Source organism: Metallosphaera yellowstonensis MK1, from assembly GCF_000243315.1.
Taxonomy (GTDB): Archaea; Thermoproteota; Thermoprotei_A; order Sulfolobales; family Sulfolobaceae; genus Metallosphaera; species Metallosphaera yellowstonensis.
In genome coordinates this window covers 160,269-184,680 of the sequence record NZ_JH597768.1, presented here as the reverse complement: position 1 = coordinate 184,680, position 24,412 = coordinate 160,269, and the positions used below count along the sequence as shown (strand labels likewise).

The window sequence follows — 24,412 nt, the reverse complement described above, 5'->3', positions numbered from 1 at the left end:
GAGATCCATGGTTTACCCTTTCAAGGAAGTGGAGGACTTTAAGGTGGAGTTAACTCAGGATCACGAGCTTCTCAGGTCTACAATAAGGGAGTTCATGGAAAGGGAAGTGGCCAATAGAGTGGAGGAGGGTGAGAGGAACGGTGACTTAGGAGTAGTTAGGGAAAAAATAAGGGAGTTAGGTCTCAACGGTCTCGACGTGCCTGCGGAATACGGAGGTTCAGGGGCCGATTACCTCTCCCTGATTGTGGCTACGGAGGAGATAAGCAGGATTTGGCCCTCAGTCTCTACATTCCTCCTGATAAACTGGATGTTCACCAACGCCATCCTGAAGTTCGGGAGTGAGGAGTTAAAGAAGAAGTACGTTCCACCTGTGGCCAAGGGAGAGAGAATAGCAGCGTTTGCCAACACCGAGCCTGGTGCTGGGACCGACGTGGCAGGCATAACTTCGGTGGCCAAGAAAGTGGGAGAGAATTATATACTAACGGGAAGGAAGATCTTCATAACCAATGGGGACTTAGCGGACTATATCATAGTCACTGCAAGGACGTCTCAGCCACAGACTCCGAGATGGAAGGGACTAACTATGTTCGTTGTAGAGAAGGACTTTCCAGGGTTCAAAGTCGAAGGAAGGATAGAGACCACCGGTCTGAAGGCATCGCACACTACAGAGATCAGCTTCAACGAGGTAAAGGTCCCCGAGGAGAACGTTGTGGGACAAGTGGACATGGGATTCAAATACGCCGTATCTTCCTTCGATTATGCGAGGACTATCGTGGCCTCTCAGGCTCTTGGAATAGGCCAGGCTGCCTTGGAGAAGATGGTGCAATATTCGGTAGACAGAAAGTCGTTTGGACAGAGCCTCGCTTCCTTTCAGATGGTTCAGCAAAAGCTCTCAGAATCCATGGCAGAGCTATTTCAGGCTAGGTTGCTGACCTACTGGGCGGGGAACCTCCTGGTCAAGGGAAAGGAGGAAGAGTACGTTATGGTAGCTTCCCTAGCCAAGTTCTCTGCCACAGAGGCTGCGGAGAGGATAATTTTGAGGGCTATGACAGTTCACGGAGGATACGGAGTCACTACGTCCACTGGCCTGGAGAGAATGTTGAGGGACGTTCAGATCTTGAAGACATATGAGGGCACTAACGACATCCAGAGGATTTCCGCGGCGAGGCACTTCTACCGCAAGTTTCTGGGGATCCCCGCATGATAGGTAAACCCCTGAGGAGGGTAGAGGACCCCAGGTTCCTGACCGGCAGGGGTAGGTTCATAGACGATCTGTCCCTCCCTGGAATGCTTCACATGGCAGTAGTCAGGTCAATTTACCCCAGGGCTAGGTTCAGAGTCCTTCCTAGGGAAGGGGTGGAGGTGATAACGCAGGACAGTTTGAAGACTAATCCTCTCCCTAACTTCTTCTTCGATAAGGCTCCCAAGGAATACCCTCTAGCAACGGGAGAGGTAAGATACGTGGGAGAACCCATAGCAATAGTGCTGGGGAGAGACAGGTACGAGGCTGAGGACCTCAAGGAAAGGGTCGAGGTTGAATACGAACCTTTGGATCCCATTTCTACTCCTGAAGACGCCCTGATGGACAAGGAGCTAGTTCACGAGGATTTGGGTACAAACTTGGTATACCAGGACCTCTTCGAGTACGGTGAACATCCGAGGGAATATCAGGTGGTGGAGAAAAGTTTCAGGGTCCACAGGGTGTCCCCAATGCCCATTGAGACAAACGGGGTCATAGCGGATTATAATCCTGTAGATCAGGCCCTGACCGTTTACTCCAACACCCAGGTTCCTCAGGTCTTTAGGACTGCCTTGAGTATAGTGTTTCAGATCCCGAGAAGTAAGATTAGGATAATAGTCCCAGACTCCGGAGGAGGATTTGGAGGGAAGATCTTCCTTAAACCTCTAGTCATGACAGCAATGGCTTCCATATTATCGGGAAGGCCCGTCAAGTTCGTGGAGACCAGAACGGAACACGTGACAGCTGCGGTCCACGGTCCAGATAGGAAATACAGGGCCAAGTTGTTGTTTAGGGGAGGGGAGCTATTGGGAATGGATGTGGAGTTGTTAGAAAACTTCGGGGCTTATATGCACACTTATCAGCCTCTCCCTATCCTGAGACAAATCTACCACCTGACCGGGGCCTATAGGATTAAATATTTACGCTTTAAGATAAATGGAATACTTACAAATCTACCACCAACTGGACCCTACAGGGGACTCGGTATCCCCCCAGCTGTGCTCGTCTTGGAGAATATGGTGAGTTCCTTATCAAGGGATCTAAACTTAGACCAATGGGAGATAAGGAAGCAGAACTTCATCACCGAGCTTCCTTACACTACCATAACTGGTGCCGTGTACGACAGCGGTGATTACGTTAGAACCCTGGAGGTGTTAAGGCAGGCCTTAGGCCAAAAGTCGTCCAGGTGGGAGGGAATCGGGGTCGCATTGGCTCTGGAGCCAGGTTCATCTTTAGCGTTTCAAACCTTAGTGGTGGGAAAACCTAGAACCCCTTACTACGAGGGGGTTTACATAAAGATGGAGAGTGGGGGGGATGTAACTGTAGTCATGAGCACGAACTCCATGGGAACGGGACACGAGACCACTATCGCCCAGGTGGTGTCTCATGTCCTAGGAATAGGGATGGATAAGGTCAAAGTGATCCTGGGCGACACGTCGGGTCCACCAGGTACTGGATTTTACGGAAGTAGGTTCTCCGTTGTGGGAGTGAGCGCTGTGTACAAGGCCTCGCTCAAACTCCTGGACAAGATGAGAGATTTATTGGCGAAGATCTTCAATGTGGAGGTCGACAAGATCGAGATAAAAGAGGGTTTAGTGAGGGTTGGCGGGAGGACGTTTCCTCTGGAGGAGGCTGCTAACATCATTTACAATAAATATCATGTCCCTCTGGAAGATATGGGACTCGAGGCGACCGAAGTTTTCAACTCTCCTAACGTGAACGTAGCTGATGAGAAGAGGAGGGTCAACTTTTCTTCCACCTACGGTGTTAACGCCCACGGTGCCCTGATCGAGGTTGATCCAGAGACCGGTTTTATCAAGATCAAGAAGTACGTAGTGGTGAGCGATAGTGGAAACCTGATAAATCCTCTCATTGTAGACGGACAGCTCATGGGCGGGACTGCCATGGGAATAGGGGCAGCCCTCTATGAGCTGATTTCGTACTCATCTGGAGTACCACTGCAGTCCAACCTGTCAGAGTACTGGGTTCCCACGGCGATGGAGGTACCTGATATAGAGATACACCACTTGGTCTCACCATCTCCGTTCACCCCCCTTGGAACTAAGGGAGTAGCAGAAGGTGGTGCCACCGTTCCTTATGCAGTTATAGCGAACGCCTTGGAAGACGCTCTAGGCGTCAACTTAAGTGAGATAGAGGTTCCCATAACTCCAGAGTTCGTGTTAAGGTTTTTGAATAGAAAAGTACAAAAGGTGGAGAGTTTTTAGATTTAAAACTAGCGAATGAAGTTCTGACATTCAACTTATTTTTTAAATCTTTGTATCACCATTATAAACTATGGAACTTGCCGAGCAAATAGCTCAACACGCGGTCTCAATTTCACCCTCTGATCTCCCCGAGAGGGTGGTACACGAGGTAAAGAGGAGGTTCATAGACTCCCTAGCGGTAGCTTATGCCTCCAGGAACTCGCCCCCCGCCAAGGTAGTCAGGGAAGTTTTGCCAGACTTCCAAGGGAGAGGAGCTCTTCTGGGTGGAGGAACAGCGTCGTACGACATGGCCGCTTTTTATAACACTCTCCTCATTAGGTACCTGGACTTCAACGACACTTACCTTTCCCTGGAGCCGCTTCATCCCAGTGACATGATAGGAGGTGCAATAGCCCTAGGAGGCAGAGGTGAGGAGGTTATAACGGCTGTAGCCTTAGGGTATGAGGTTTCCACAAGGCTCTGCGACTCCACCTCCCTGAGGAAGAAAGGTTTCGATCACGTCAATTTCCTCCAAGTGGGAGCGGCAGTTATGGCTGGAAAACTGTTACGACTGAACGCTGAGCAGATGGTAAACGCCATTTCGTTATCGTTAATTCCACACGTAGCTCTCAGGGAGACTAGGTCTGGGAGTCTGAGTATGTGGAAGGCAGGAGCAGCGGCGGAGGCTGTCAGGAACGCTTTGTTCTCAGCCGTATTGGCCAAGTCAGGTTTCACGGGTCCCTCAAGGCCCTTCTCTGGAAAGATGGGATTCAAGAACGTGGTAGCGCCAGATCTGAACGAGGAAGCACTGAAAAAGATGGGTGTCTCTAAGATATTGGAGACCTATATCAAGAAGTATCCTGTGGAGTATCACGCCCAGGCCGCTGTCGAGGCAGCACTACAACTGGAGTACACAGGGAACATAAAGAGAATCGTGGTGGAGACCTACGAGGCTGGTAAAACAATATTAGCCGATGAGGGGAAGTGGGATCCTAAGAACAAGGAGACTGCAGACCACAGCCTCCCCTACATAGTCTCCGTCTCTCTCCTGACCAAGAGGATGTGGTTGGACTCTTACGATCTAATAGGCGATAAGATGGTGACGGAGCTCATGAAGAAGGTTAACGTCGTAGAAAGGGAGGACTACACCAAGGTTTACCCGAAGGAGTTACCTACCAGGTTGATAGTGGAGACGGACAGGGGAACCTTCGAGAAGGAGGTGAGAATCCCGAGGGGACACTATAAGAACCCCATGAGCGATCAAGAGGTCGAAGAAAAGGCCCTTCAACTGGGATTACCTAAGGGTGTAATAGAGAAAGTATGGGACCTGGAGAGAATGGAGGAGGTGAGTTCCATTGCCTCTTGGTAAGGAATTCACCATAGTGCCTGGAGTATTCAATCCCTTCACTGCTCTCTTGGCTGAGAGGGTAGGGTTCAAGGCGGTTTACTTGTCAGGCGGAGCCCTAACCTCCTCCATGGGTTTGCCCGACATAGGGATCATAGACATGTACGAGCTGGCAGATATGGTGAGGAGGATAAGGGAGGTTACGGAGATCCCCATGATAGTCGACGCAGATACGGGTTTCGGAGAGGCCCTCAACGTCTACAGGACAGTAAGGGTTTTAGAGAGAGCAGGGGCGGACGCAATTCAGATAGAGGATCAGAGACTGCCGAAGAAATGTGGTCACCTGGACGGAAAGGAGGTAATACCTCATAACGAGATGGTGTCCAAGATAAAGGCCGCTGTGAGAGCCAGGAGGGAGGCTAAAATTATCGCCAGAGTGGACTCTAGGGCGATCCTCGGTCTAAGGGATGCCATAGAGAGAGCTAAGGCCTACTTGGAAGCGGGTGCCGATATAATATTCCCAGAGGCTCTTCAATCTAAGGAGGAGTTTAGGGAGTTCTCAAGGGAAGTCAATGCACCTCTCCTGGCCAACATGACGGAGTTCGGGAAGACACCACTAATAACTGCCCAAGAATTCAGGGAGATGGGTTATACTTATGTGATATTCCCAGTAACTATATTCAGAGTCGCCGCGAAGGCCATGGAGGACGCACTTAAGGTTCTCTTGGCAGAAGGAACTCAGAAGAACCTGATGGACAAAATGATGACAAGAAAGCAACAATACGAGGTAATCCGTTATGACTATTACGAAAAGTTAGATAAGGAGTTGGCATAACTTTTATAATTATCGAAAAGTACTATATCTCTTATGGTGAGTATAGTAAAACACCTGATAAGTAAAAATCCGGTGACATTGGAGAAAGGAACTCCTGCCATTAACGCGGTAAAACTGATGGCCTCAAACAACATGGGTTCGGTAATTATAACGGAGGGGGGGAAGTTGGCTGGAATCATAACTGAGAGAGACATAATCAGAGGCTTAGCCAGGGGGATTAGTTTAGATCAACCGGTTGAGGAGCTCGGTACGACTAAAAACCTCGTAACTGTCAAGGAGGATGATACAATATACACCGCAGTAAAGAAGATGGCTGAGAGGAATCTGAGACATCTAATCGTGGTGGACTCTAAGGGTAACCTAGTAGGAGTTATCTCAGTACGGGACATAATAAGGGAATCACATGTATTAAAGGCCATATCTGACGTCGAGAGAGAGGAGTTCGTGGGGAGTGACTAAGATGAGCCAGATAAGCAGAGGTCTAGAGAACGTTTACATTAAGACGACTTCGCTCACATATATTGATGGAGAGAACGGCATCCTCAGGTACGGGGGGTACGACATTGATGACTTGGTGGATCACACAACCTTCGAAGAAGTAGTGTACCTTATGCTTTACGGTGATCTCCCCAACAAGATTCAGTTGCAGAGAATAAGGGTTCTCCTGAATGAGGGTTATGAGATTCCCCAGCAGGTTATTGATATGATCTACGGTCTTCCAAGGGACTCAGACGCAGTTGGGATGATGGAGACCGCTTTCTCCGCTCTTTCTTCCATATATGGATCTCCTTGGAACAAGGTCACCAACAGGGAGACTGCAATAAAGGTGATAGCCAGGGCCTCCACGGTCGTCACTAACGTGTTGAGGGCAAAGGAAGGAAAGAAGCCGAGGATACCTGAACCTTCTGACAGTTTCGCTAGGAGCTTCCTGGAGGCCTCTTTTAATAGGACACCCTCCACAGAGGAGGTGAAAGCCATGGATGCTTCCCTAATACTTTACGCCGATCACGAGGTTCCAGCGTCTACCACTGCAGCTTTAGTAACTTCCTCTACGCTCTCCGATATGTACTCCTGTGTAGTCGCCGCGTTAGCTGCCCTGAAGGGACCTCTCCACGGGGGTGCAGCAGAGGAGGCGTTCAAACAGTTCTTAGAAATAGGTTCTCCAGAGAATACAGATCAGTGGTTCCAGAAGAAGATAGTGGAAGGGAAGGCAAGGCTCATGGGATTCGGCCACAGGGTTTACAAGACATATGATCCCAGGGCAAAATTATTCAAAAGATTTGCGAAACAGCTATCGGAGAGGAATCAGGAGGCCAAGAAATACTTCGAGATAGCACAGAAGGTGGAAGAACTAGGGATCCAGATGTTTTCTCAGAAACACATCTTTCCCAACACAGACTTCTACTCTGGCGTAGTGTTCTACGCCCTAGGCTTTCCGGTATACATGTTCACGTCTCTCTTCGCCCTTTCAAGAACACTAGGGTGGACAGCACACGTAATAGAGTATGTGGAGGAACAACATAGGCTAATAAGGCCCAGAGCATTATACGTAGGTCCAATAAGGAGGGAAGTAATACCCATAGAGCTGAGAGGTTAGTTTCTTTTTCCTTTTTAAGAGTAGATAGACTCTTTTCTAATCATGCCAAAAAAACCTAAGCTAAACTTAAGGACATACGAGGGACTTAAAAGGGGTCTGCTCTCTCTGGTACTTTATTCCACATTCCTTGCCGTAGCTTACGAGGCCGGTACTGATTTACTATTATCTGGGATTCCCCTCCTTTTGGCGTTCCTCTTCCTCATGATGTTCGGATTACTGAATAGGAGATCCTTCTCAAATATGGGGCAAGAATATAGCCTAGCTGTTAACCTTTTCTATGTTTTGGTGGTAGGAGACATACTTAACACATTATTCTCTGTGACTGCGAGGTTGGGTTTTCAGGTAGAAATATCGTCAATCCTTGCGTTAATAGGCCTGCTTTTAGTTCTAAGTTATATATTCGAATACTCGTTTGAAATACTTCGAATTTCGAATCAGTTCAACCTTAAAGGGTTGAAAATAGCCTCAGGAATACTCCTTGTCTCAACTGTCCTCTACATAATCCTAGGAGTTATACCTTTCTCATTGGCAGTAACTGCAGCAGGTATGTTCTCCTATGCCGAGCTGTCTAAGCTGATAAATTATTTCAAGGCAGATACACGTAACCAATAGAGCTGGCCTCTCTCCGACCTAGAGGACTGAGTGTACCTCTTCAGGCGGTTCACTGTTATCACCATCAATTCAGGGCTATAGGGAAAGGTGAGGCCATAAAGATCTTTGCTTTAAGTAAGGCGTATCACTGAAGTTCTATCCTGATACTTTATCCCTAATGTTGAAGGGCTTTCAATCCCTAAGAAGACCATACTAATAAGTAGATTAGAGTAAAAAATCTCATAGCCTATAGGAAAACTTGGTCTTTGACGAAGGTATCATGATTAAGCCTACGATCAGGAGGATGGTTGGAAGATACAACCTTGGAAGATTAGCGAAGTAATCCAGATAAGATGTGAAGAAGGCCATATAGTAGAGTATCATTGATAGTATAACGAGCGTTATCCCTAGGGCCAACCAGCCTTTCATATATACATAGTGGACGAAGAGTTCCTGCCAATCCGCCTTCTCAGTCTCAACCATAATAGCCTCATTTTTCATAAAGGTGAGACTTTTAACTGATCCCATCATGGCAAACCCGTTAAGTTTGGAGAATCCTAGCTCTCTAGCCTCCTGATTACCCTTCTCAACGTTAAACTTCAGTATCTCTACCAATTGGTCAGGAACGTTAACCTTTTCCACAACCCTCCAATTATCGTCTACTCTAACGTGTCCTATGTAACCCCTGATCTTCATTTAACCAACACCTCCTTGAAGGCATCTAAGACAGTGTTCCAATTAGTCTTCACCGCATCAACGAACATTACGTAACCCCCCATGTAGGCTACCCCCAGATTATCCAGGATCATTGCGAACCCTAAGAGAGTGCCCATGTCTAGTTTCCTCGCTTCCTCCTCTCCTATCTTAGCGTTCTCCTTGAGGAAGGAGACCAGCTTCTTAGTGTCTAGGTTAATCTCTTCGCCATAAACCTTCACTAAGTCATCTCCCTTCACCGAGTACACCGCCTTCAGTCCTGGAACTTTATTAAATTCCATGTTCTCTTGTCATCTTCTGCAGAAAATCTTTTAAAATTTTCTTTCTTTATTTATCAGAGTTAAACTACGCTTCTTACATCAATTCCAAAAAATAGTTGATATAATTTAACTAGTAAAATATGCATGATACTGCAGTTACGTATGCCCCCACGAAAGCCAGCGCCATAACGTACGAATATACGTAGTCAAGAGTACTATAGAAGAGAAGACCTCCAGCAGCTGCTATCCCTATGAAAATGGCGTTAGCCATACCCAACAGGGCGAGACCCCTCCTTCTCTCCCTAGATGTTGCCGTATAAAGAGCCACTCCGAAGAAAGCTGTGAGCATGGCGAAGCTTATGTGAAGCGATAGGATGAAGGACTGCCAACTCTGCTGGAGAGGGAACTTATCGTAGAGCAGTGTTGCCAGTCCTGCTATGAACGCACCTGTTAAAAACACAGTCTCGGCCATAGCAAGTGATGTTGTAACCTTAGACTTAGGTCCTACGCTAATTATAGACATGACTAACCCATAACATTATCAAAAATGGTTTTAAAAAATTTTATGCATAATTTCAATGCGAGATACTATAGAATAGCAAGGCCGAATTGCTAAAGAGAGCACCGATGAACCCTATTCCCATGCCTAAAGCGTAAGACGGATCAACGAAGCCGCCGAAGTAGAAGAGGCCTTCAAACGCTGCCATCAATACGAACAGGAAGTTGAAGAGGGCTAAGACCCTGAGCCTTAGGTCACTAGTCCTCCACGATGCGGCAAGGATCAGGAGACTCAGGACTGCCACAGTTATGGCTCCGTAGATGTGAGCAGTTATTGCTGATCCCTGTAAACCCAGGTTAAAAATAGGTATGGCCATCCCAGCAGAATAGAGCGCAGTTAGGGTTAGAAGCTGTAGAATTGAGAGTCCAGTGACATAGTTGTTTTTTGCCACCAGATCCATGAATCTGTAGACTGTTTCCTCCAGCTTCATCTTGACCAGTAATGTCTAAATTGATACTATATAAAAAACTTTTTATTTATCGGTTTATAAGCTCTTTATCCCCTGAACTTTCTGAACACTATTACGAACACGGCCGAGGTAAGGATGATGTATAGGGCCACAGCTAGTTCAGTGGCATTGCCCACGCCCAGTTGCAGCCCAGAGAATATGTTCAGCGGGATTGAAAGTACTAAGAAGAATATAGCACCCACTGCAGTTATTAGGACTATTGCTCTGTCGTTCACTTCCACTCACCTTATTGGTGACGAGTTCCATAACATATTCACCGCAATGAAAATGGCTATCCCTGCAGTCCCTCCGAATATGAGGGAAAGAATCATTATTCCTAATTTAGTCATCTGTGACACCTCATGAATTGAAGGTATCTCCCTCATTATTAAGCCTTGAGTAGCATTGTGTTGGAGTCTGACCTTTGCTCAACAACATCTTGGGACAACCGGTCTGCGGATTGAAGGACGAGAGATAAGCAAAGCTGGCAAGATCTGACGGCTGACCCATGATCACAGGGGCCTTGAGGTTCATGCCCACAGCATATAGATAATCAGTATTGGAATCCCAATAGAGTTCAACGTAAGGTAAGGGCCTTAGGGTAGGACCTGTAAGCACGGCGGCTCCCTTAGTGGGATCGTAGGTCGAACCGTGACAATCGCAGTGTATGACTGAGCTAGCCCCAGCACTCACAGCAGCCTGATAGGCAACTGTTGGAAGGAAGTTGGGTACTTGTCCACCTGGAGCCAAGTATTTAGGTGGATAGAAGTGGATTTCCGGAGGTTGACAGCCTAAGTGCTGACATATGGCGCTATAAGCCACAATGGACTTATTTGGGCCTACGCCTCCAGGGAAAGTGTAGGTGCTCCCGTCCTCAGGGATTACTACTTGAGTTGGTGGGATGGCTATTGGGCTATCGTTCGAGTCGCCCAGATTTAGAAGGAAGGTTATGTCACCTTCCATTGGGTATTGAAATAGTAAAATTGATGGATCATTTACAGGAAGTTTTGAAGCTTCCACAGGATTTCCATCAGAATCAACTATAATTATCCAAGGAAAGTTCTTGAGATACACCGGGGGCTGGTTAAGATAAGAGACCACGGGGACTGCACTGGCGACGGCAAGAGCACCTATTCCTATGAGAACCCCCTTCAGAAACATTCTCCTCCCAGGATTCAAGGGGCCGGCGTTCTGTTCTGCGTAATTGTAAAGGTAGTCTCTACCCTTCTCGGCGAACTTCCTTTCATTGAACTTGGTCTTGGGGTCCCTCATCTTTCCTAGAAGGCGAAAAGCGAAGATTAAGTCATCTCTCTTGAGGGCGAAGTGCCTTCCCATAATCCCACGTATACTACTAAGACGCCAAAGAAGGTTTAAATATTTTGTTATAATAGATCTTATCAGATATAACAGTGTTCTTCAGAAGTTTAAATTTTAAATAAAAAAAGTTAATAAGCTCAACTATATCTTGATCCATGTTTAATATATTTACGTTTTAGTTAAACTTATTTTTATAAGCAAAAAAGGTGAACAAGTTAAACTTAAATTAAGTTAAAATAGAAAAGTTAAAAAGGGGGTCCCTCCTACATTTTAGAATGATAAAAGGGTGTTAAAGGTTGGGAGACCTCAAGGAAAAGTTTCTCCATAACGCGGAGTTAGCCTGGTTCGTAATAATGCTAATAATGGTTGCGGTGTTCTTCTCTTGGTCTGTCGTCGAGGTGACTAACGGTTCCAGTACCAGTATAAGGTACGGACTTCCCTTGTTCTCAGGCCTTCCTCCATTCGCTCAACAGGCAGTGATTAACTTTCAAAGACATCCCCCTGCCAACGGGACTTCTGAGGTAATAAACGGTGTTCTCGTTGTCAACATGACCGCTTACCAAAACAGCACCTTCTCAGATGTCTTCCAACCCAATTTGATAGTGGTACAACCTAACCAACCAGTCGTAATCATTTTGAATTCACCACAGGTCATAACCGGATTCTTCATGAGATTGCCCGACGGTGTGGTCAACGTGAACGCAATACCAGGAGAACCCAGTTATGTATACTTCGTCACTCCCAGCCAACCTGGTAACTATACGTGGAGGGAACCTGAATATGCCGGTTACGGTTTCTCGTATATGACCGGGACCTTGGAGGTGGTTTGAGATGAGCGTAAACGTTAGGACTGTTTTGAGCAAAGTAACAAGTTACTTGTCATTTTTCTCCTGGAAGAACGTTAAGGCAATACTTTCTCCATCCAATACTACTGGAGTTATCTGGCAATACTTTGCGGGATCTTTAGCTTGGCTTGCTGTAGTTGGGATGGCTGCGATGAATCTGAGAACCTACCTTACCTATCCCGCAAACAGCCCTCAGGTTGGTGTAACCTATTACTCGTTCTTAACCCTCCACGGTTGGTCTGCCATGTTGGGCCTAGTACCGAATGCTGCCATAGCGGTAATAGCGTACTCCATGTATAAGGATGGCCTCTCCATTAGAAGGACAAGACTGATGTCTGCCCTGTTTTGGATCAGTAACCTGGGGCTCTTATTCGCCCTCCTGGGCGGGCCAGACATGGGGTGGTACATGTACCCTCCCCTTGCAATAGAGGACAACTCGAATTTCCACGCCTTCCTGCTGTATAGAGGAGCAATGATAGGCATAGCTTACCTCGCATTAGCCTTAAGTTCCATGGCCCAAACTATCGCTACCATAGTGCTTGTCGGTGACGCATACGCCACGAAACCCAGAGGTCAGAAGTTGGGTATATTCGCTGCGTACGGTGTGGCTTTTGCTGTGATAATAGCCTTGACTCTTCCGGCCCTCACTGCAGCAGAGCTTTGGTACTCCTTATACTTCTTGGCTTCGGTTCCTGTCAATACGCTCCTTTGGCTGGTTCTCTTTTGGTTCTACGGTCACCCAGTGGTGTACTATGTACCTTTCCCGCTCTTTGGGGCGCTCTACTACTATGTTCCTAAGTTTGCAGGTAGGGAACTGTTCAGTGAGAAGTGGGCCAGGTGGAACATATACCTCCTCGCCATAGGCTCTATGTTGATATGGGTACATCACCTTCAAACCTTTCCAATACCAGTTCTAGTAAGGCTCTGGATAAATCTGTCAACGTTGATTCTAGCTTCGGGTTCAGGTCTAACAGTTCTCAACTTGGGACTCACGGTTCTTCTGAGCAAGGGGTATAACTTCCGGGATCCTGTAGGGATGGCCACACTCATGGCCCTTGTGGGTTTCATTTTAGGTGGAGTTCAGGCGGTTCCTCTACCCATGTTACCCATTAATCCCATAGTGCACAATACCTACTACGTGGTGGGCCACTTCCACCTGGTCATTTGGACCTTGATATTAATGGGATTCACTGCAGTGTTCTTGGATCTCTTGAGAACTGTGAGGCCAGGTTTCGACTATAGTAAGCAGACTTCGATGATGATAAACGCCGGTATCCTACTATGGACCATACCTTTCGCTACAGTTGGGTATCTCATGAGCGTGGAAGGTTACATGGGCATGCTAAGGAGAGTCATAGCTTACCCTACGGTGTTCTATCCTTACAATTTAGCAATATCCCTGCTTGCAGAAGTAGGAATAGCAGGTATTGTGATGGCCATAGGTTCTGCCCTAGTGGAGTTCTTAACGTACTCCACCTCCAGAACTGTAGGAGTTTCAGTGTCAGGCCCCAGTATTGGAGTAATGTTGGGTGAAGGTGGTCAGGAAGTAAAAGGAGTCGAACCTAAATTTAATGCCACGTTAAATGCTTCTCCTTCTAAAGGTGTGAAAACAGGAGGTGAACTAAATGACTGAGACAGCACAGGAGAAGAGGGACGAAGGAAGGAGGAATGGGCTCATAGACCAAATTCTGGACAGAGTGGGAGTGACGGAGGCTCCATTCTTCAAGACGCCAGACTATATGTACAACATTTCTTATTGGTTAGGTGCGATGGTAACAGGAGCCTTCATTTACACTGTAATCACGGGACTCTTCTTGCTTCTCTATTACATGCCTGCCAATCCATACGCCCAGACCCAAACAATCATTAATTCTGTTCCTTACGGGTCCGTGATACTCTTCAGTCACCTTTATGGTGCCTACATAATGATAATCCTTGCATACATACATATGTTCAGGAACTTCTACAAAGGTGCTTACAAGAAACCCAGGGAGCTTCAATGGGTGACTGGAGTCCTTCTGCTTGCATTAACTATGGGTGCCTCATTCTTCGGGTACAGCCTAGTAAGTGATGTCCTGGGAATTAACGCAATTAATATAGGGGAGAGCCTCTTGGTGGGTACCGGATTCCCTGGGGCCACTACGATAGCCAATTGGCTCTTCGGTCCTGGTGGAGACGCCGCGACCTCCAGCAATCCGCTGGTTAGATCCGAGCTTTTCGACAGACTCCTCGGATGGCACATCATCATGGTGTTCCTGATAGGTGCACTATTTGGGGTTCACTTCCTCATGTCGGAGAGGTACGGGATGACACCCTCGAGTAAGGAGAAGCCGAAAGTTCCCGCCTTCTATACTAAGGAAGAGTGGTCCAAATTCAACGAATGGTGGCCCAGGAACGTAGTGTATATGACCTCAATAGTCCTAATGACCTGGGGCATAATACTTTTTGTGCCAGATCTCTTGGCCAACATCAACGGACTACCCATAGTGATAAATCCTTACCCAGCACCAGAGCCTGGGACAGCAGCCGCACTGTCCACTCAGCCTTATCCCCCGTGGTTCTTCCTGTTCCTGTACAAGTTCGTGGACTTCGAGTTGCCTAACGGCCAGGCCATGAGTCCGGCCCAAGCACTTTCCATCCTAACTATTGTACTACTAGTCGTGATCCTCATGCCCTTCTTTGAGAACAGCGAATACATGTTCCTCAAGAACAGGAAGTTCTGGACCTGGGTCATGACTGTAGCTTGGATCTCGCTCATTGAACTTAGTGTGTGGGGCTATTTAGCTCCAGGAGTTCCTGCCCCCACTTCTCAGCAGATCGAGGTGCTAGGCGTACCTGCCGTTATTGTTGGTTTAATAATATTAATGACTGGTAGATCAAAAGATACAAAGTCATTACCGTCTCTTAATAGCAAAGAGACCGTTCCAAAAATTGGGCCGACCTCTATTTTGGGAACAGCAGTAGTTTCTCTGCTATTTGCCGGCAGCTTCGGAGAGTTACTTATGCATCCAGTTATGATCAACCTGATGTTCACCGTTCCTCTGGGTGTCCTGGCAGGTTTCATGGTGTTCAGGATGGCCAGGGCGTTCATTAAGGGTAAACCCACCATGGCCTCAGGCACGATTTCGGCTTCGGAGTTGAGGTTCAGAAAGACGATAGCCCTATTCGCCCTCCCAGTAATCCTCGTAGTTACCGCGATCCAAACCGCCATCATGTGGAGGTTGCCAAGCGTAGGCCCGCAGGCAACCTATGCAGGGATGGATTTAGGAATACTACTCTTCCTGTGGGGGATTGCAGTACAACTCTACCACTACATAGTTTATGTAAGGTGAAACGTTTTGCTGGAGAGTAAGACAAGGTTTTTTTCATACACGATTTCCATTTTTCTTGCCTCGGGTGTGGTCAACCCTATTACCCTCTCACTCCTTTCTAAAGATCCCCTCATACTCATGCTCTCCCACTACTCGCTATTTACCTCTGGGGCAATCCTAGGTTACTTCGGTTTCAGAGGAAATGTGTGGAGACCTATAGCTTACACGGGTTTGATCCCTCCAGTTCTCTTTCATCTTCCTGTCCTCTTCGTCTACTCCGCCTTATACCCAACCTGGACTCTCGCAGATTACACCTCAATGCTTCTGGGGGGTTTCCTCTTAGGGGCAGGACTGAAGAGAATGAGGATCTTAGAAAAGATTACTATCTTCGTACTTTATATGATAGGAGACACGTTATTAGCCGTTTTGCTTGTCTTAGGTTATCCAGTTTATTCTCCTCCTTTAGTACAGTTCTCTCCATTCACTACTGGTCAGTTTTATGGAGTGGCATATGTTATGTTTCTAATAATGAATAGTGTATTATTTGGAGTTATAGGGTACGTATTTAAGAAACTTTTGTCTTAACTCTTTTCGAGGAGAGAATCAGAAGCGAGGCCAAGCTCGCATCCATTATATCGGAGAGGCCATCGAAGCCCATCATTGAGGGAAACATGGAGTACATGAGTCCTCCAAGTCCCGCAGTGTTCACTGCGACTCCTGAATTTCTGGAGTCAACTCCGTATCTCAGGGCTATTTTAGGGGCCAGGGAGTTCAAACCTAGACCGAAGAAGGTAAAGGGCATTAGCATGAAAAATAATTTCTGGAAGAATAGTGTCCCACTCATTACTGCAACCAAGACGGTGAGCATAAGGGTTCTGTGGAACCCAATCTTGTCAGCAAGAACTGGCAAGAGATAATATGAAGGTATGGCCATTGCGTAAGACGGGATGATCCACACCCACGGAAGTCCATTTATCTCTAGGAAATACGGTGCAACGGAGAGCGTGAACGACGGTACGAATGAGAGCAAAAAGACCAAGATCCCTTTACTACTAACACTGGTAACCTGTATTACTTCCAACTCCCTGTTCTCGCCACGGAACAGCGGAAGTGAAAGGATAACGAGTCCTCCGATCAACATAGTTGCACTCCAAGAGCCTGCCAGTAAGTACGTGGTCCCGGCCAAGCTCCATCCCAAGGCCCACCCGCTGAACATCACCCCTCCCTTCTGAGATCTCCCTTCCATGGCCTCATAGACTGCCAAGGAGGTCATTATCCCGAAGAGAACTCCCACTAAGAGTCTAATGGCCAGTTGCTCTCCAAATTGGGTGAAACTCGAGGAGATCATTGACGAACCTGCCAGTCCTGCTAGAGATACCCTGTAAGTCCAGACGGTTCCCAGCTTCGATACCAACCTCCTGGTTTCAAGTGAGCCAAATAGTCTGCCCACAAAGGGTAGGGAGGTAAGGAAGAACACCTCCCACTCGGCATACTCCAACTCCTTAAACGCGAAGGCCGGAAGTACGAAGGAGTACGTAGCCAGTGCGTACGCCAACGTCGCCCTGTGTTGTCTCATAGGCTTAAACTTTAGGATTTACTTATAAACTTCAAGTAGTTGGATTTAAAGAAATCTAGAAAAACAAGAGATATCTCATGATAATTTGGGACACTCCTGGTACGCTTCCTGTATGAGCTTTTGTGCCAGCTCCGAGGGGATCTTCGCGGTGAATCTGTAATTTTCGTGGAGTACAATGACCTCCATGTTCGTGTCCCTGTTTCCTTCAAGGTCAAAGGTCAGATACTGAACGGTGCTGAAGGCCTCACCCTGTTCCCTTCCGGCCTCAGGCTCTCCGTGCACTAGCTTGTTTCCTACCTTTAGGTATATACTGTCGTATATCTTTGGGAGCGTCTTGAAGACGTTCTTTAAATCCTCCTCGTTTTCAGCGTAAATGTATAGAGACGCCTTTACCTTTCCTCCACACGGAAGCAAGGAACTGTATATCTGTATTTCCCTTCTTATTTCCTCAGGCTTACTCAGCTTGTCCAGGTATACCATCTCTTGAACCTGTTGAAGTACAGTTTCCCTATTTTCGAACAGGATGGACATACGGTCTCCCAGTTCGATCCTCCTGGTCTTCTTCAGTTGGGCCGATCTCCTAATCCTATCCTGTCTGACCTTTTCGTATTCCTGCCAAGGAAGGACATCATCCACTCTTATCACTCTTTATCGCCTCCTTTAGCAACGTAATGGGATGCACTGCCCTCTTACCTGAGGCCTTCTCTATTTGAAGTCCAGCCAGAGGGCACTCGGTAGCGAAGATCTCCGCCTCGCTGTGAGCGAAAGCATCCATCATCTTTGCCCCAACGACCTTAGCTTTATTGTAGTTCCTCAGTCCCCACCCGCCGTCTATTCCAGAACAACCCTTATCCGCCATCTCCACTCTCATCTTCAGGCTTCTCATGGCCTGAACGCCTGGGATACCAACCTTGAGGAATTTCAGGTGACAAGGAGAATGATAGAGCACAGACTTGGGCAACTCACCTTTCCAGTCCACTTTTCCTTCCTTCTTTAGTTTCATCAAGTACTCCATGGCGTCATAGACCTTGATAGGTTGGGTGTCGAGAACGTATTGGTACTCCTTAGTCAACATCAGGGTACAAGTGGGTATGGGAGAGACCACGTCGTATCCTCTCTTAACGTAGTCTGATATCGACCTGTAGTTCCTCTCAGCGTTCTTCTTAAGTCTCTCAGCGTCGCCTACGTCCAACATGGGGGCACCGCAACAACTGAAGTTCTCTGTAACTACCTCTATACCCAGCGAGTTATACACATCAACGAGGTCCTCACCTATCTCAGGGTAAAAGTTCTCTACCAAGCAGGTGTGGAAGAGAACCACCTTTGCTACGGGTTTCTCAACCCTCTTAGGTTTAACTCTGGAGATGAATCCCTTGTCTGCAAGCCTTAGGGATGGTGCTTCAGGGCTTATACCCATGAATTCCTTCCCACCCTCCAAGAACTTCTTAGCCAGAGGCCTGACCAAGTTGGCTGTATCCAACATCTCGAAGAGCCTGTCTTTCAGGGAAAGTCCAGTTTTGGTCTTATAGTATAACCAGGCCCAGCTCATGAGGTGTGGAAAGTCCATGTTGAACTCATGTGGGGGAGTATAGGGGCAGTTCACAAAGCACATGTTACAATGGAAACAGTCAGTTGCAACGTCAAAGAGATCTTCTAAGGTTAGATTGGACGGTCCCTTCTTATCTGTGTACTGAAACATTTTGGGAAAGGCTGGACAGTAATTGAAACAAAGCCTACATCCGTGACACACAGTGGCTTGCCTTACGAATTCTGACTGTAATTTCTTGGTATCAAAAAAAGATGGGTTATCTTTGTTGAGGGTGTACAACTTTATTTTTCCCCTTTAAGCATCTTTAGGGCTTGAGTGAACTTCTCGGCATGGCTTTTCTCTGCCCTCGCTAGGGTTTCAAACCACTCAGCGGCCTCATCGAAGCCCTCTTCCCTGGCCGTCTTGGCGAAGCCTGGGTACATTTGAGTCCACTCGTAGGTCTCTCCAGCTATGGCAGACTCCAACATCTCCTCAATGGTCTTTATGGGTTTATCCGTAGCAGGATCCACCGAGCCTCCCTGTCTGATGAAATCCAGATGACCGAAGGCGTGCGCGGTCTCTCCCTCAGCTATACTTCTCAACAACCCAGCAAGCTCTGGATAGCCTTCTTCGTCGGCTCTCTTTGCAAAGTATAGGTACCTCCTGTTGGCCATGGATTCCCCTTGGAATCCGTGTTTGAAGTTTTGTTCGGTTTTGGTTCCTTTAAGGTTCTTCATGGTCCCTATAGGTATAGGAGAGTCACAATATAAAAAAGTTTCGAGTCGATTCTTCATACCATTTAAGAGCTATTCTAATTTAAACTGGGTTTAAGGCCAAGGTTCTTGAGACTCATCGGGAGATTTCATGGAGAAGCCAATGATCGAGGCTAGAGTTAGGAGAAGTACGCCCAGGTAGAATGGGACATCTGGAGAATATTTGAAGTAGCTTAGCTCCCCTGTTATTCCCAAAAGCATCACTAGAACCCCCATGAACGAGAGAAACCCACAAGAACAGACCTTTAAGATTTTCATGGTATCACAAGATAACTAAGCAGGTTTAATCTTATAAATTTTGCTATCTTCGATGTAAAGTACTTAAATAGCAATACATTCATACACTTTTAGGTACCTTTATATGTAACTGACTATATAGACGCAGGAAGACGGGCTGCTCACGAATTTGAGCATTAACCGTTTCCCGCTACTACAAGAGATATGCACAGTTATAGCGAACATAATACGTACCGCCTTGATCGACCCCGAATTAAGACTTAGGGAATCCTCCCACCGTATGACCGTCCTCTGAATAGAGTTCAACAAAAACCTAAAGTTCAATGTTTGACTCGATAGTTATAGTGCCTTGAAAGAGGAGGAAATTGAAAAAGAAAACAGCAGTTATTAGATTTTGCCTTGACTTCAAGACTACACCTAACTAGAAATCCCATAACTGCTGAAGAAAAGAGAAAAAGACTAATGTGGTATTATTTCATCTTCTTCAATATCTCCTCAGGAATGACTGGTGTGAAGTCGAACTTTCCACCAGTTGCGTCCTCTAACGCCCTAACTATCACTGCCGGACCTACAATGAGTGCAGCCTCTCCAACGCCCTTAGTCTTAGTGAGATAGGGGGACGGATGATACTTCTCTGCGAAGTAACTCTTGAACTTGGGAGACTCGACAGCTGTGGGGACGTAATAGTCAGCGTAAGTAACAGCTAGCTGTCCGTTCTCGTTTATCACAGCGAGCTCGTATAGGGCCTGACCAACAGCCTGAGTACCTCCTCCGTGAATCTGACCCTCAGCTAGCGCTGGATTAATAACTCTCCCAATATCGTCGTATGCCCTGTATTCCTTGACCCTAGCCATCCCGTACTCATCCACCTCTACTATAGCCATGTGTATGCCATACGGGAACGTAACGTCACCCTCCAGTGTGACGCTAGCTGAAAGTCCCGGTTCCTTACCGCTATAACCCAGCCTGGAGACTTCTTCCCACCTCATCTTTTTACCCTCTCTCTTGTGGACGAACTCTCCGTTCTTGTACTCTATCTCCTCCACGTCTGCCTTCATCGCCCTAGCTGCAACTCTCCTCATCTTCTCCAGAACCTGTCTGCTCGCTGTGACGGCCGCACTACCTGCTATGGACACAGTCCTGGAACCATAAGTCCCAGTTCCCGCAGGTATAGCATCACTGTCTCCCCAGATCACCTTCACTCTCTCTATTGGCACTTGAAGCTCGTCTGCTACAAGTTGAGCGATTGCAGTCTCGGTTCCCTGCCCGTGAGGAGTACCACCTATGGCTACTATCACACCTCCATCCTCCGTGACTCTGGTCTCTGCGTACTCCCAGGGCCCGAAGCCACATATTTCAAGGTAGTACGCTAGTCCCACTCCAACTCTTTTCCCCTTCTCTCTCTCCTTCCTAGCCCACTCCTTCATGGAGTTGTACTCTAGGATCTTCACTCCTTCCCTCAGAAGCGTAAGGTAATCCCCAGTATCGTATTTCAGTCCGAAGGGATTAGTATAGGGCATCTGATCCTCTCTGACAAGATTCCTCTCTCTGACAGTGACGTCATCCAGCTTCAACTCGTCGGCTACAGTGCTCATGAGTCTCTCGATAATAAAGGTAGCCTCTGGCCTGCTAGCTCCCCTATACATGGTAATGGGAATAGTATTGGTGTAGATGGCCCTGCTCTCTATCTTCAGATCTCTGACCCTATAGGGACCTGGGATCATCAGCGGAATGATCGTTGGTTGTATCCCTTCAGTGTATGTGAGATAGGCCCCCAACTCTACCTCTAGAGTGCCGTTTATGGCCACAAGTGTACCGTCGTTGTTGAATCCTATCTCACCCCTGAAGACGTTGTGCCTAGAGTTCGTGGCCATCATCTCCTCTGTCCTGGTGGCTGTCCACCTTACGGGTTTACCTAACATCATTGAGGAAGCTATAACGGCAAGTTCCTCCGGTATAATGTGTGCCTTGCTCCCGAACCCTCCTCCCACGTCAGGCATTACAACCCTTATTCTGCTCTGTGGTATCCCGAAGATTCTGCTGAATTCAGCCCTCGCGAAGTGAGGTATCTGTGTAGAGTACCACACGGAAAGGTTAGACCCATCATAGCTAGCCACTATCCCTCTTGGTTCCATGGGGGATGGAATGAGTCTCCTGTTCCCAATTTCTACCTTCTTCCTGTGGTCCGCACTCTCCAAAGCCTTCTCTGGATTTCCTGCCACGAAGTCGTTCTTATAGCCGTAGTTTGTGCCCAGTTCCTTATGGACCAGCACTTTGTCCTTCTTCGCTTCCTCCATGGAAACTACAGCATCCACAGGTTCATAGTCTACCGTGATAGCCTCTGCCGCGTCCCTCGCCCTATACTTGTCAGTGGCTAAAACAACGGCAACCGGTTCTCCTGCATACTTAACCTCTCCCTGTGCGAACCTCCACTTGGGTATCTTCCAGGGTCTAGGGTCGATGTAGGTAGTCCACGGCCCTATTCCTTCCTTTATCACCCTGTTTAACTCCTCGCCCGTGTATACTGTCACTACGCCGCTCATCTTCAGTGCGTCTTCCTTGTGAACTCTCTTTATCACTGCGTGGGCGTAGTTGCTCCTCACGAAAGCAGCGTAAAGGGCGTTTATCTTTAGGTCGTCTACGTATGTACTTCTCCCTGTCACGAACTTGTCGTCGTATAGTCTCTTTACTGACTTACCCGAGTAACTCATGCTTTCATCCTCCTAGAAGCATCCATTATGGCGTTAACTATGTTTTGGTAACCTGTACATCTACAGATGTTACCGTGGATCGAGTCTCTAATTTCTTCCTCAGTCATATCCTTCTTCTGGGAGAGAAGGAACGTGGCCTGAACTATCATTCCTGCGGTGCAGAACCCACACTGCAGAGCGAAATTATCCTTGAACGCCTCTTGCACCGGGGAGAGTTTTGAGTCTGACGAGAGTCCTTCTATGGTAGTGATCTCCCTACCGTGGGCCTGCACAGCCAATAACGTGCAGGACTTTACTGATCTCCCGTCGAGTAATATCGTACAAGCACCACAAGTTGTAGTGTCGCAGCCGACTTTAGTTCCCGTCAGACCCAAGTCGTCTCTAAGGAAGTCAACCAGAAGTTTCCTGGGTTCCACTTCGGCCTCGTGCAATACTCCGTTTACCTTCACGTTTATCCTTACCTTCTGATCTGGTTCAACTTTCATTTGCCATCACCTCCAAGGAGGTCTGGAGTAATCTTTTCATTACCTCTAATCTATACCAGGAAGAGCCCCTGGAGTCAGATGGAGGATTAGCTCCAGACGTGGACGCTTCGGATGCCCTCTTTATCACGTCCTTCGTGAGCTTACTGTCCCTCAATACCTTCTCGGCCTCTTTAGCTCTGTGTGGTCCCTGAGATACTCCAGTGAAAGCTATCCTAACGTCCTTTACCACCCCGGAGTCCAGTTTTATGGCCAGTGCCAGCCCCGCTAAGGCAAAATCTCCCGCCCTCCTTACTACCTTCCTGTAAGTTTGACGATAGCCTTCTAGCCTTGGGATCCTTATCTCCTCGAGCACTTCACCTGGATTCAGGTCCACAGAGAAGGGTCCCTTGAAGAAGTCATGGGCCTTGACTTCCCTGGTCCCCTTCTTGGATCTAACCTTCATGGTTGCGTCCAACGCCGTAAGCACGGCGGGGTAGTCGGCTGCTGGATCAGCGTTACATACACTCCCTCCTATTGTACCTACGTTCCTGACCTGAACGTCACCTACCTTTGAAGCGGCCTCCTGTAAAATCTCCAATCCTCTAATCCTACGCGACGCAAGTTCAAAGTGTCTCGTTGTGGCGCCTATACTGATCGTGTCTCCCTCCTTGATGTAAGAGAGTTCCTTAAGGCCTCCTATATCTACGAGATATTTAGGACGTAGAACTCTCAACTTTAACATTGGTATAAGGCTCTGCCCACCAGCTAGTACCTTTGCTTCCTCCCTCTCTAAAAATTCCAACGCTTCTCCTAAACTCTCGGGCCTGAAATAGCCCACCTGCGGTGGATACATCTTGATTATTAAGAATAATCGCTTAAAAGGGATTCTCACCATTAATTCTTTACTTTATTTATAAGCTAAATCATGACCGATGTAAATGATAAAGGAAAACCTTCTCTATCTAATGAAGGAAAAGGTTTAAAGGAAATATGAAAGAATAAACATATCTAATTTTTCATCTTTTGACACCTGAGACCCCGTCCGTAACGGTAGACCCAAAATCACCTCCTTGAAAATAAATCTATATTATTAATAAGCGGTTCTATTGATTTAAATAGAAAATCTTTTAGATTGAATAAATCATCAGAAAACAAGAGTATTAGGAGTACCCTGAACTCCTCCCTCCTCACCTCCCCCTTGAACACGGTGTACAGGGAGTAGAGGACCACGGCCAGCACGAAGATCAACGTGCGGAAGACGAACTTGGTGGAACTGGTGAAGGGGAGAAAGGCCTTAACGTTCCGGTGAGAGGTCTCTATGGGACCCCTCACCTTGTTGTACAAGTCCAACACCTCCCCCTTCGGTAGGTCGAGGTTCGTAGCCCTAGCGAAGTAAACGAGAGTCTTCCTCTTTCTCTTAACCTTCTCCTCGCTGTACACGAGGAGCCTGAACTCGACCTGCTCGTCCCTCCTGTGCCTCTTACTGTTCGTCTCGTACTCGCCGTCAAACTCCTGGTAGACCTTAACATCACCAACAGGAACTCCGATTACGTACTTGAACTGCGAAACGAAGTTGAGCACGTCAATCGTGTAGAAACCAGCGTCGAGAGTCATCAAACTTACCTTGAACCCCACGGCGACGACTTGCTCCACGAGGGCCTTCACGACCTCTTCCTTAGTCATCCCCTTGACTTGAGTGATGAAAGCTAGTAGGAGCACTTTCCCATCTTTAGTCGTCGCAGTTGCGTAGTTCCAAGAGTTTCCCTCCTCCGAACTCCCGAGCCCCCCACCGGTCTCCCGTACCAGGTCTTGGTCGTCCAGTCTATTGAGACGTCTATCTCCTTGACTCCCTTCAGC

25 protein-coding genes and 1 pseudogene are annotated in these 24,412 nt (G+C 47.4%); 11 read left to right on the top strand and 15 right to left on the bottom strand.

Annotated features, from left to right (window positions below; all coding sequences use genetic code 11):
• The first annotated feature begins 7 nt into the window (after positions 1-7).
• The 7 genes from METMK1DRAFT_RS08440 (at position 8) to METMK1DRAFT_RS08410 (ending at position 7,833) form a co-directional block, all read left to right on the top strand.
• Complete coding sequence (locus tag METMK1DRAFT_RS08440; RefSeq protein WP_009072931.1) at positions 8-1,204, top strand: acyl-CoA dehydrogenase family protein; 1,197 nt, start codon at positions 8-10, stop codon at positions 1,202-1,204.
• Positions 1,201-3,465, top strand: a complete 2,265-nt coding sequence (locus METMK1DRAFT_RS08435) for a xanthine dehydrogenase family protein molybdopterin-binding subunit (protein WP_009072928.1) — start codon at positions 1,201-1,203, stop codon at positions 3,463-3,465. Before METMK1DRAFT_RS08440 ends, METMK1DRAFT_RS08435 begins: the two co-directional genes overlap by 4 nt.
• 70 nt (positions 3,466-3,535) lie before the next feature.
• A complete protein-coding gene (locus METMK1DRAFT_RS08430; RefSeq protein WP_009072926.1) occupies positions 3,536-4,813 on the top strand; it encodes an MmgE/PrpD family protein in 1,278 nt (425 codons plus the stop codon).
• Positions 4,800-5,624 (top strand): methylisocitrate lyase, encoded by an 825-nt coding sequence (gene prpB, locus METMK1DRAFT_RS08425; protein ID WP_009072924.1) that lies wholly within the window; start codon positions 4,800-4,802, stop codon positions 5,622-5,624. Before METMK1DRAFT_RS08430 ends, prpB begins: the two co-directional genes overlap by 14 nt.
• 33 nt (positions 5,625-5,657) lie before the next feature.
• Positions 5,658-6,083 (top strand): CBS domain-containing protein, encoded by a 426-nt coding sequence (locus tag METMK1DRAFT_RS08420; RefSeq protein ID WP_009072921.1) that lies wholly within the window; start codon positions 5,658-5,660, stop codon positions 6,081-6,083.
• 1 nt (position 6,084) lies between these two features.
• On the top strand, positions 6,085-7,221 hold the full coding sequence (gene gltA, locus METMK1DRAFT_RS08415) for a citrate synthase (RefSeq protein ID WP_009072919.1): 1,137 nt from the start codon (positions 6,085-6,087) through the stop codon (positions 7,219-7,221).
• Positions 7,222-7,263: 42 nt separating this feature from the next.
• Entirely contained in the window at positions 7,264-7,833 is a 570-nt protein-coding gene (locus METMK1DRAFT_RS08410; RefSeq protein WP_009072916.1) for a hypothetical protein, read from the top strand.
• 219 nt (positions 7,834-8,052) lie between these two features.
• On the opposite strand, the gene METMK1DRAFT_RS08405 is transcribed toward METMK1DRAFT_RS08410, so the two are convergent.
• The 6 genes from METMK1DRAFT_RS08405 to METMK1DRAFT_RS08380 all read right to left on the bottom strand — a co-directional run bounded on the left by METMK1DRAFT_RS08405 (position 8,053) and on the right by METMK1DRAFT_RS08380 (position 11,128).
• On the bottom strand, positions 8,053-8,508 hold the full coding sequence (locus METMK1DRAFT_RS08405; protein WP_009072914.1) for a hypothetical protein: 456 nt from the start codon (positions 8,506-8,508) through the stop codon (positions 8,053-8,055).
• The gene (locus METMK1DRAFT_RS08400; RefSeq protein ID WP_009072912.1) at positions 8,505-8,807 is read right to left on the bottom strand and encodes a hypothetical protein; all 303 of its coding nucleotides are present in this window, start codon (positions 8,805-8,807) and stop codon (positions 8,505-8,507) included. The genes METMK1DRAFT_RS08405 and METMK1DRAFT_RS08400 overlap by 4 nt, the downstream gene beginning before the upstream one ends.
• A 109-nt stretch (positions 8,808-8,916) precedes the next feature.
• Entirely contained in the window at positions 8,917-9,309 is a 393-nt protein-coding gene (locus METMK1DRAFT_RS08395; RefSeq protein WP_009072910.1) for a hypothetical protein, read from the bottom strand.
• Between the two features lie 52 nt (positions 9,310-9,361).
• Positions 9,362-9,775, bottom strand: a complete 414-nt coding sequence (locus METMK1DRAFT_RS08390) for a hypothetical protein (protein WP_009072908.1) — start codon at positions 9,773-9,775, stop codon at positions 9,362-9,364.
• 65 nt (positions 9,776-9,840) lie between these two features.
• A complete protein-coding gene (locus METMK1DRAFT_RS08385; RefSeq protein ID WP_009072905.1) occupies positions 9,841-10,029 on the bottom strand; it encodes a hypothetical protein in 189 nt (62 codons plus the stop codon).
• Between the two features lie 124 nt (positions 10,030-10,153).
• A complete protein-coding gene (locus METMK1DRAFT_RS08380) occupies positions 10,154-11,128 on the bottom strand; it encodes a Rieske 2Fe-2S domain-containing protein (protein WP_009072901.1) in 975 nt (324 codons plus the stop codon).
• Between the two features lie 335 nt (positions 11,129-11,463).
• Between METMK1DRAFT_RS08380 and soxA the strand changes: the two genes are divergently transcribed.
• The 4 genes from soxA to METMK1DRAFT_RS08360 are packed head-to-tail and all read left to right on the top strand — an operon-like array spanning position 11,464 to position 15,851.
• The gene (gene soxA, locus METMK1DRAFT_RS08375; protein ID WP_172634132.1) at positions 11,464-11,940 is read left to right on the top strand and encodes a proton pump complex quinol oxidase subunit SoxA; all 477 of its coding nucleotides are present in this window, start codon (positions 11,464-11,466) and stop codon (positions 11,938-11,940) included.
• Between the two features lies 1 nt (position 11,941).
• Positions 11,942-13,588, top strand: a complete 1,647-nt coding sequence (gene soxB, locus METMK1DRAFT_RS08370; protein WP_009072896.1) for a proton pump complex quinol oxidase subunit SoxB — start codon at positions 11,942-11,944, stop codon at positions 13,586-13,588.
• Complete coding sequence (soxC, locus tag METMK1DRAFT_RS08365) at positions 13,581-15,287, top strand: proton pump complex cytochrome B SoxC (RefSeq protein WP_009072895.1); 1,707 nt, start codon at positions 13,581-13,583, stop codon at positions 15,285-15,287. Before soxB ends, soxC begins: the two co-directional genes overlap by 8 nt.
• A 6-nt stretch (positions 15,288-15,293) precedes the next feature.
• Positions 15,294-15,851 (top strand): DUF1404 family protein, encoded by a 558-nt coding sequence (locus METMK1DRAFT_RS08360; protein ID WP_009072894.1) that lies wholly within the window; start codon positions 15,294-15,296, stop codon positions 15,849-15,851.
• Here METMK1DRAFT_RS08360 and METMK1DRAFT_RS08355 read toward each other — a convergent pair.
• The 9 genes and pseudogenes from METMK1DRAFT_RS08355 to METMK1DRAFT_RS08315 all read right to left on the bottom strand — a co-directional run.
• Positions 15,832-16,842, bottom strand: coding sequence for an MFS transporter (locus METMK1DRAFT_RS08355; protein WP_009072893.1), 1,011 nt, complete (start codon positions 16,840-16,842; stop codon positions 15,832-15,834). The two genes, METMK1DRAFT_RS08360 and METMK1DRAFT_RS08355, sit on opposite strands and share 20 nt — an antisense overlap.
• Positions 16,843-16,917: 75 nt before the next feature.
• Positions 16,918-17,487: a DUF3501 family protein gene (locus tag METMK1DRAFT_RS08350; protein ID WP_048087759.1), complete on the bottom strand. Its 570-nt coding sequence runs from the start codon at positions 17,485-17,487 to the stop codon at positions 16,918-16,920.
• Positions 17,471-18,670: a heterodisulfide reductase-related iron-sulfur binding cluster gene (locus tag METMK1DRAFT_RS08345; RefSeq protein WP_009072890.1), complete on the bottom strand. Its 1,200-nt coding sequence runs from the start codon at positions 18,668-18,670 to the stop codon at positions 17,471-17,473. Before METMK1DRAFT_RS08345 ends, METMK1DRAFT_RS08350 begins: the two co-directional genes overlap by 17 nt.
• A gap of 2 nt (positions 18,671-18,672) precedes the next feature.
• On the bottom strand, positions 18,673-19,107 hold the full coding sequence (locus METMK1DRAFT_RS08340; RefSeq protein ID WP_009072887.1) for a rubrerythrin family protein: 435 nt from the start codon (positions 19,105-19,107) through the stop codon (positions 18,673-18,675).
• Positions 19,108-19,197: 90 nt separating this feature from the next.
• The gene (locus tag METMK1DRAFT_RS08335; RefSeq protein WP_155812383.1) at positions 19,198-19,359 is read right to left on the bottom strand and encodes a hypothetical protein; all 162 of its coding nucleotides are present in this window, start codon (positions 19,357-19,359) and stop codon (positions 19,198-19,200) included.
• A gap of 491 nt (positions 19,360-19,850) precedes the next feature.
• Positions 19,851-22,091 carry a glyceraldehyde dehydrogenase subunit alpha gene (gene cutA, locus METMK1DRAFT_RS08330; RefSeq protein WP_009072883.1) on the bottom strand — a complete coding sequence of 747 codons (2,241 nt, stop codon included), beginning with the start codon at positions 22,089-22,091 and terminating at the stop codon, positions 19,851-19,853.
• On the bottom strand, positions 22,088-22,576 hold the full coding sequence (gene cutC / locus METMK1DRAFT_RS08325) for a glyceraldehyde dehydrogenase subunit gamma (protein WP_009072881.1): 489 nt from the start codon (positions 22,574-22,576) through the stop codon (positions 22,088-22,090). Before cutC ends, cutA begins: the two co-directional genes overlap by 4 nt.
• On the bottom strand, positions 22,566-23,408 hold the full coding sequence (cutB, locus tag METMK1DRAFT_RS08320; protein ID WP_048087757.1) for a glyceraldehyde dehydrogenase subunit beta: 843 nt from the start codon (positions 23,406-23,408) through the stop codon (positions 22,566-22,568). The genes cutC and cutB overlap by 11 nt, the downstream gene beginning before the upstream one ends.
• 209 nt (positions 23,409-23,617) lie before the next feature.
• Positions 23,618-24,412 (bottom strand): annotated as a pseudogene (locus METMK1DRAFT_RS08315) (transposase); the annotation flags it as partial.

Coding starts and splice junctions, on each gene's coding strand:
- cutA (WP_009072883.1), bottom strand. CDS start 22,091: ATGAGTTACTCGGGTAAGTCAGTAAAGAGACTATACGACGACAAGTTC.
- METMK1DRAFT_RS08410 (WP_009072916.1), top strand. CDS start 7,264: ATGCCAAAAAAACCTAAGCTAAACTTAAGGACATACGAGGGACTTAAA.
- METMK1DRAFT_RS08395 (WP_009072910.1), bottom strand. CDS start 9,309: ATGTCTATAATTAGCGTAGGACCTAAGTCTAAGGTTACAACATCACTT.
- METMK1DRAFT_RS08390 (WP_009072908.1), bottom strand. CDS start 9,775: ATGAAGCTGGAGGAAACAGTCTACAGATTCATGGATCTGGTGGCAAAA.
- METMK1DRAFT_RS08430 (WP_009072926.1), top strand. CDS start 3,536: ATGGAACTTGCCGAGCAAATAGCTCAACACGCGGTCTCAATTTCACCC.
- METMK1DRAFT_RS08400 (WP_009072912.1), bottom strand. CDS start 8,807: ATGGAATTTAATAAAGTTCCAGGACTGAAGGCGGTGTACTCGGTGAAG.
- soxA (WP_172634132.1), top strand. CDS start 11,464: ATGCTAATAATGGTTGCGGTGTTCTTCTCTTGGTCTGTCGTCGAGGTG.
- soxC (WP_009072895.1), top strand. CDS start 13,581: ATGACTGAGACAGCACAGGAGAAGAGGGACGAAGGAAGGAGGAATGGG.
- METMK1DRAFT_RS08340 (WP_009072887.1), bottom strand. CDS start 19,107: ATGAAGAACCTTAAAGGAACCAAAACCGAACAAAACTTCAAACACGGA.
- cutB (WP_048087757.1), bottom strand. CDS start 23,408: ATGTATCCACCGCAGGTGGGCTATTTCAGGCCCGAGAGTTTAGGAGAA.
- METMK1DRAFT_RS08435 (WP_009072928.1), top strand. CDS start 1,201: ATGATAGGTAAACCCCTGAGGAGGGTAGAGGACCCCAGGTTCCTGACC.
- METMK1DRAFT_RS08405 (WP_009072914.1), bottom strand. CDS start 8,508: ATGAAGATCAGGGGTTACATAGGACACGTTAGAGTAGACGATAATTGG.
- cutC (WP_009072881.1), bottom strand. CDS start 22,576: ATGAAAGTTGAACCAGATCAGAAGGTAAGGATAAACGTGAAGGTAAAC.
- gltA (WP_009072919.1), top strand. CDS start 6,085: ATGAGCCAGATAAGCAGAGGTCTAGAGAACGTTTACATTAAGACGACT.
- METMK1DRAFT_RS08440 (WP_009072931.1), top strand. CDS start 8: ATGGTTTACCCTTTCAAGGAAGTGGAGGACTTTAAGGTGGAGTTAACT.
- METMK1DRAFT_RS08335 (WP_155812383.1), bottom strand. CDS start 19,359: ATGGGGGTTCTAGTGATGCTTTTGGGAATAACAGGGGAGCTAAGCTAC.
- METMK1DRAFT_RS08380 (WP_009072901.1), bottom strand. CDS start 11,128: ATGGGAAGGCACTTCGCCCTCAAGAGAGATGACTTAATCTTCGCTTTT.
- METMK1DRAFT_RS08420 (WP_009072921.1), top strand. CDS start 5,658: ATGGTGAGTATAGTAAAACACCTGATAAGTAAAAATCCGGTGACATTG.
- soxB (WP_009072896.1), top strand. CDS start 11,942: ATGAGCGTAAACGTTAGGACTGTTTTGAGCAAAGTAACAAGTTACTTG.
- METMK1DRAFT_RS08355 (WP_009072893.1), bottom strand. CDS start 16,842: ATGAGACAACACAGGGCGACGTTGGCGTACGCACTGGCTACGTACTCC.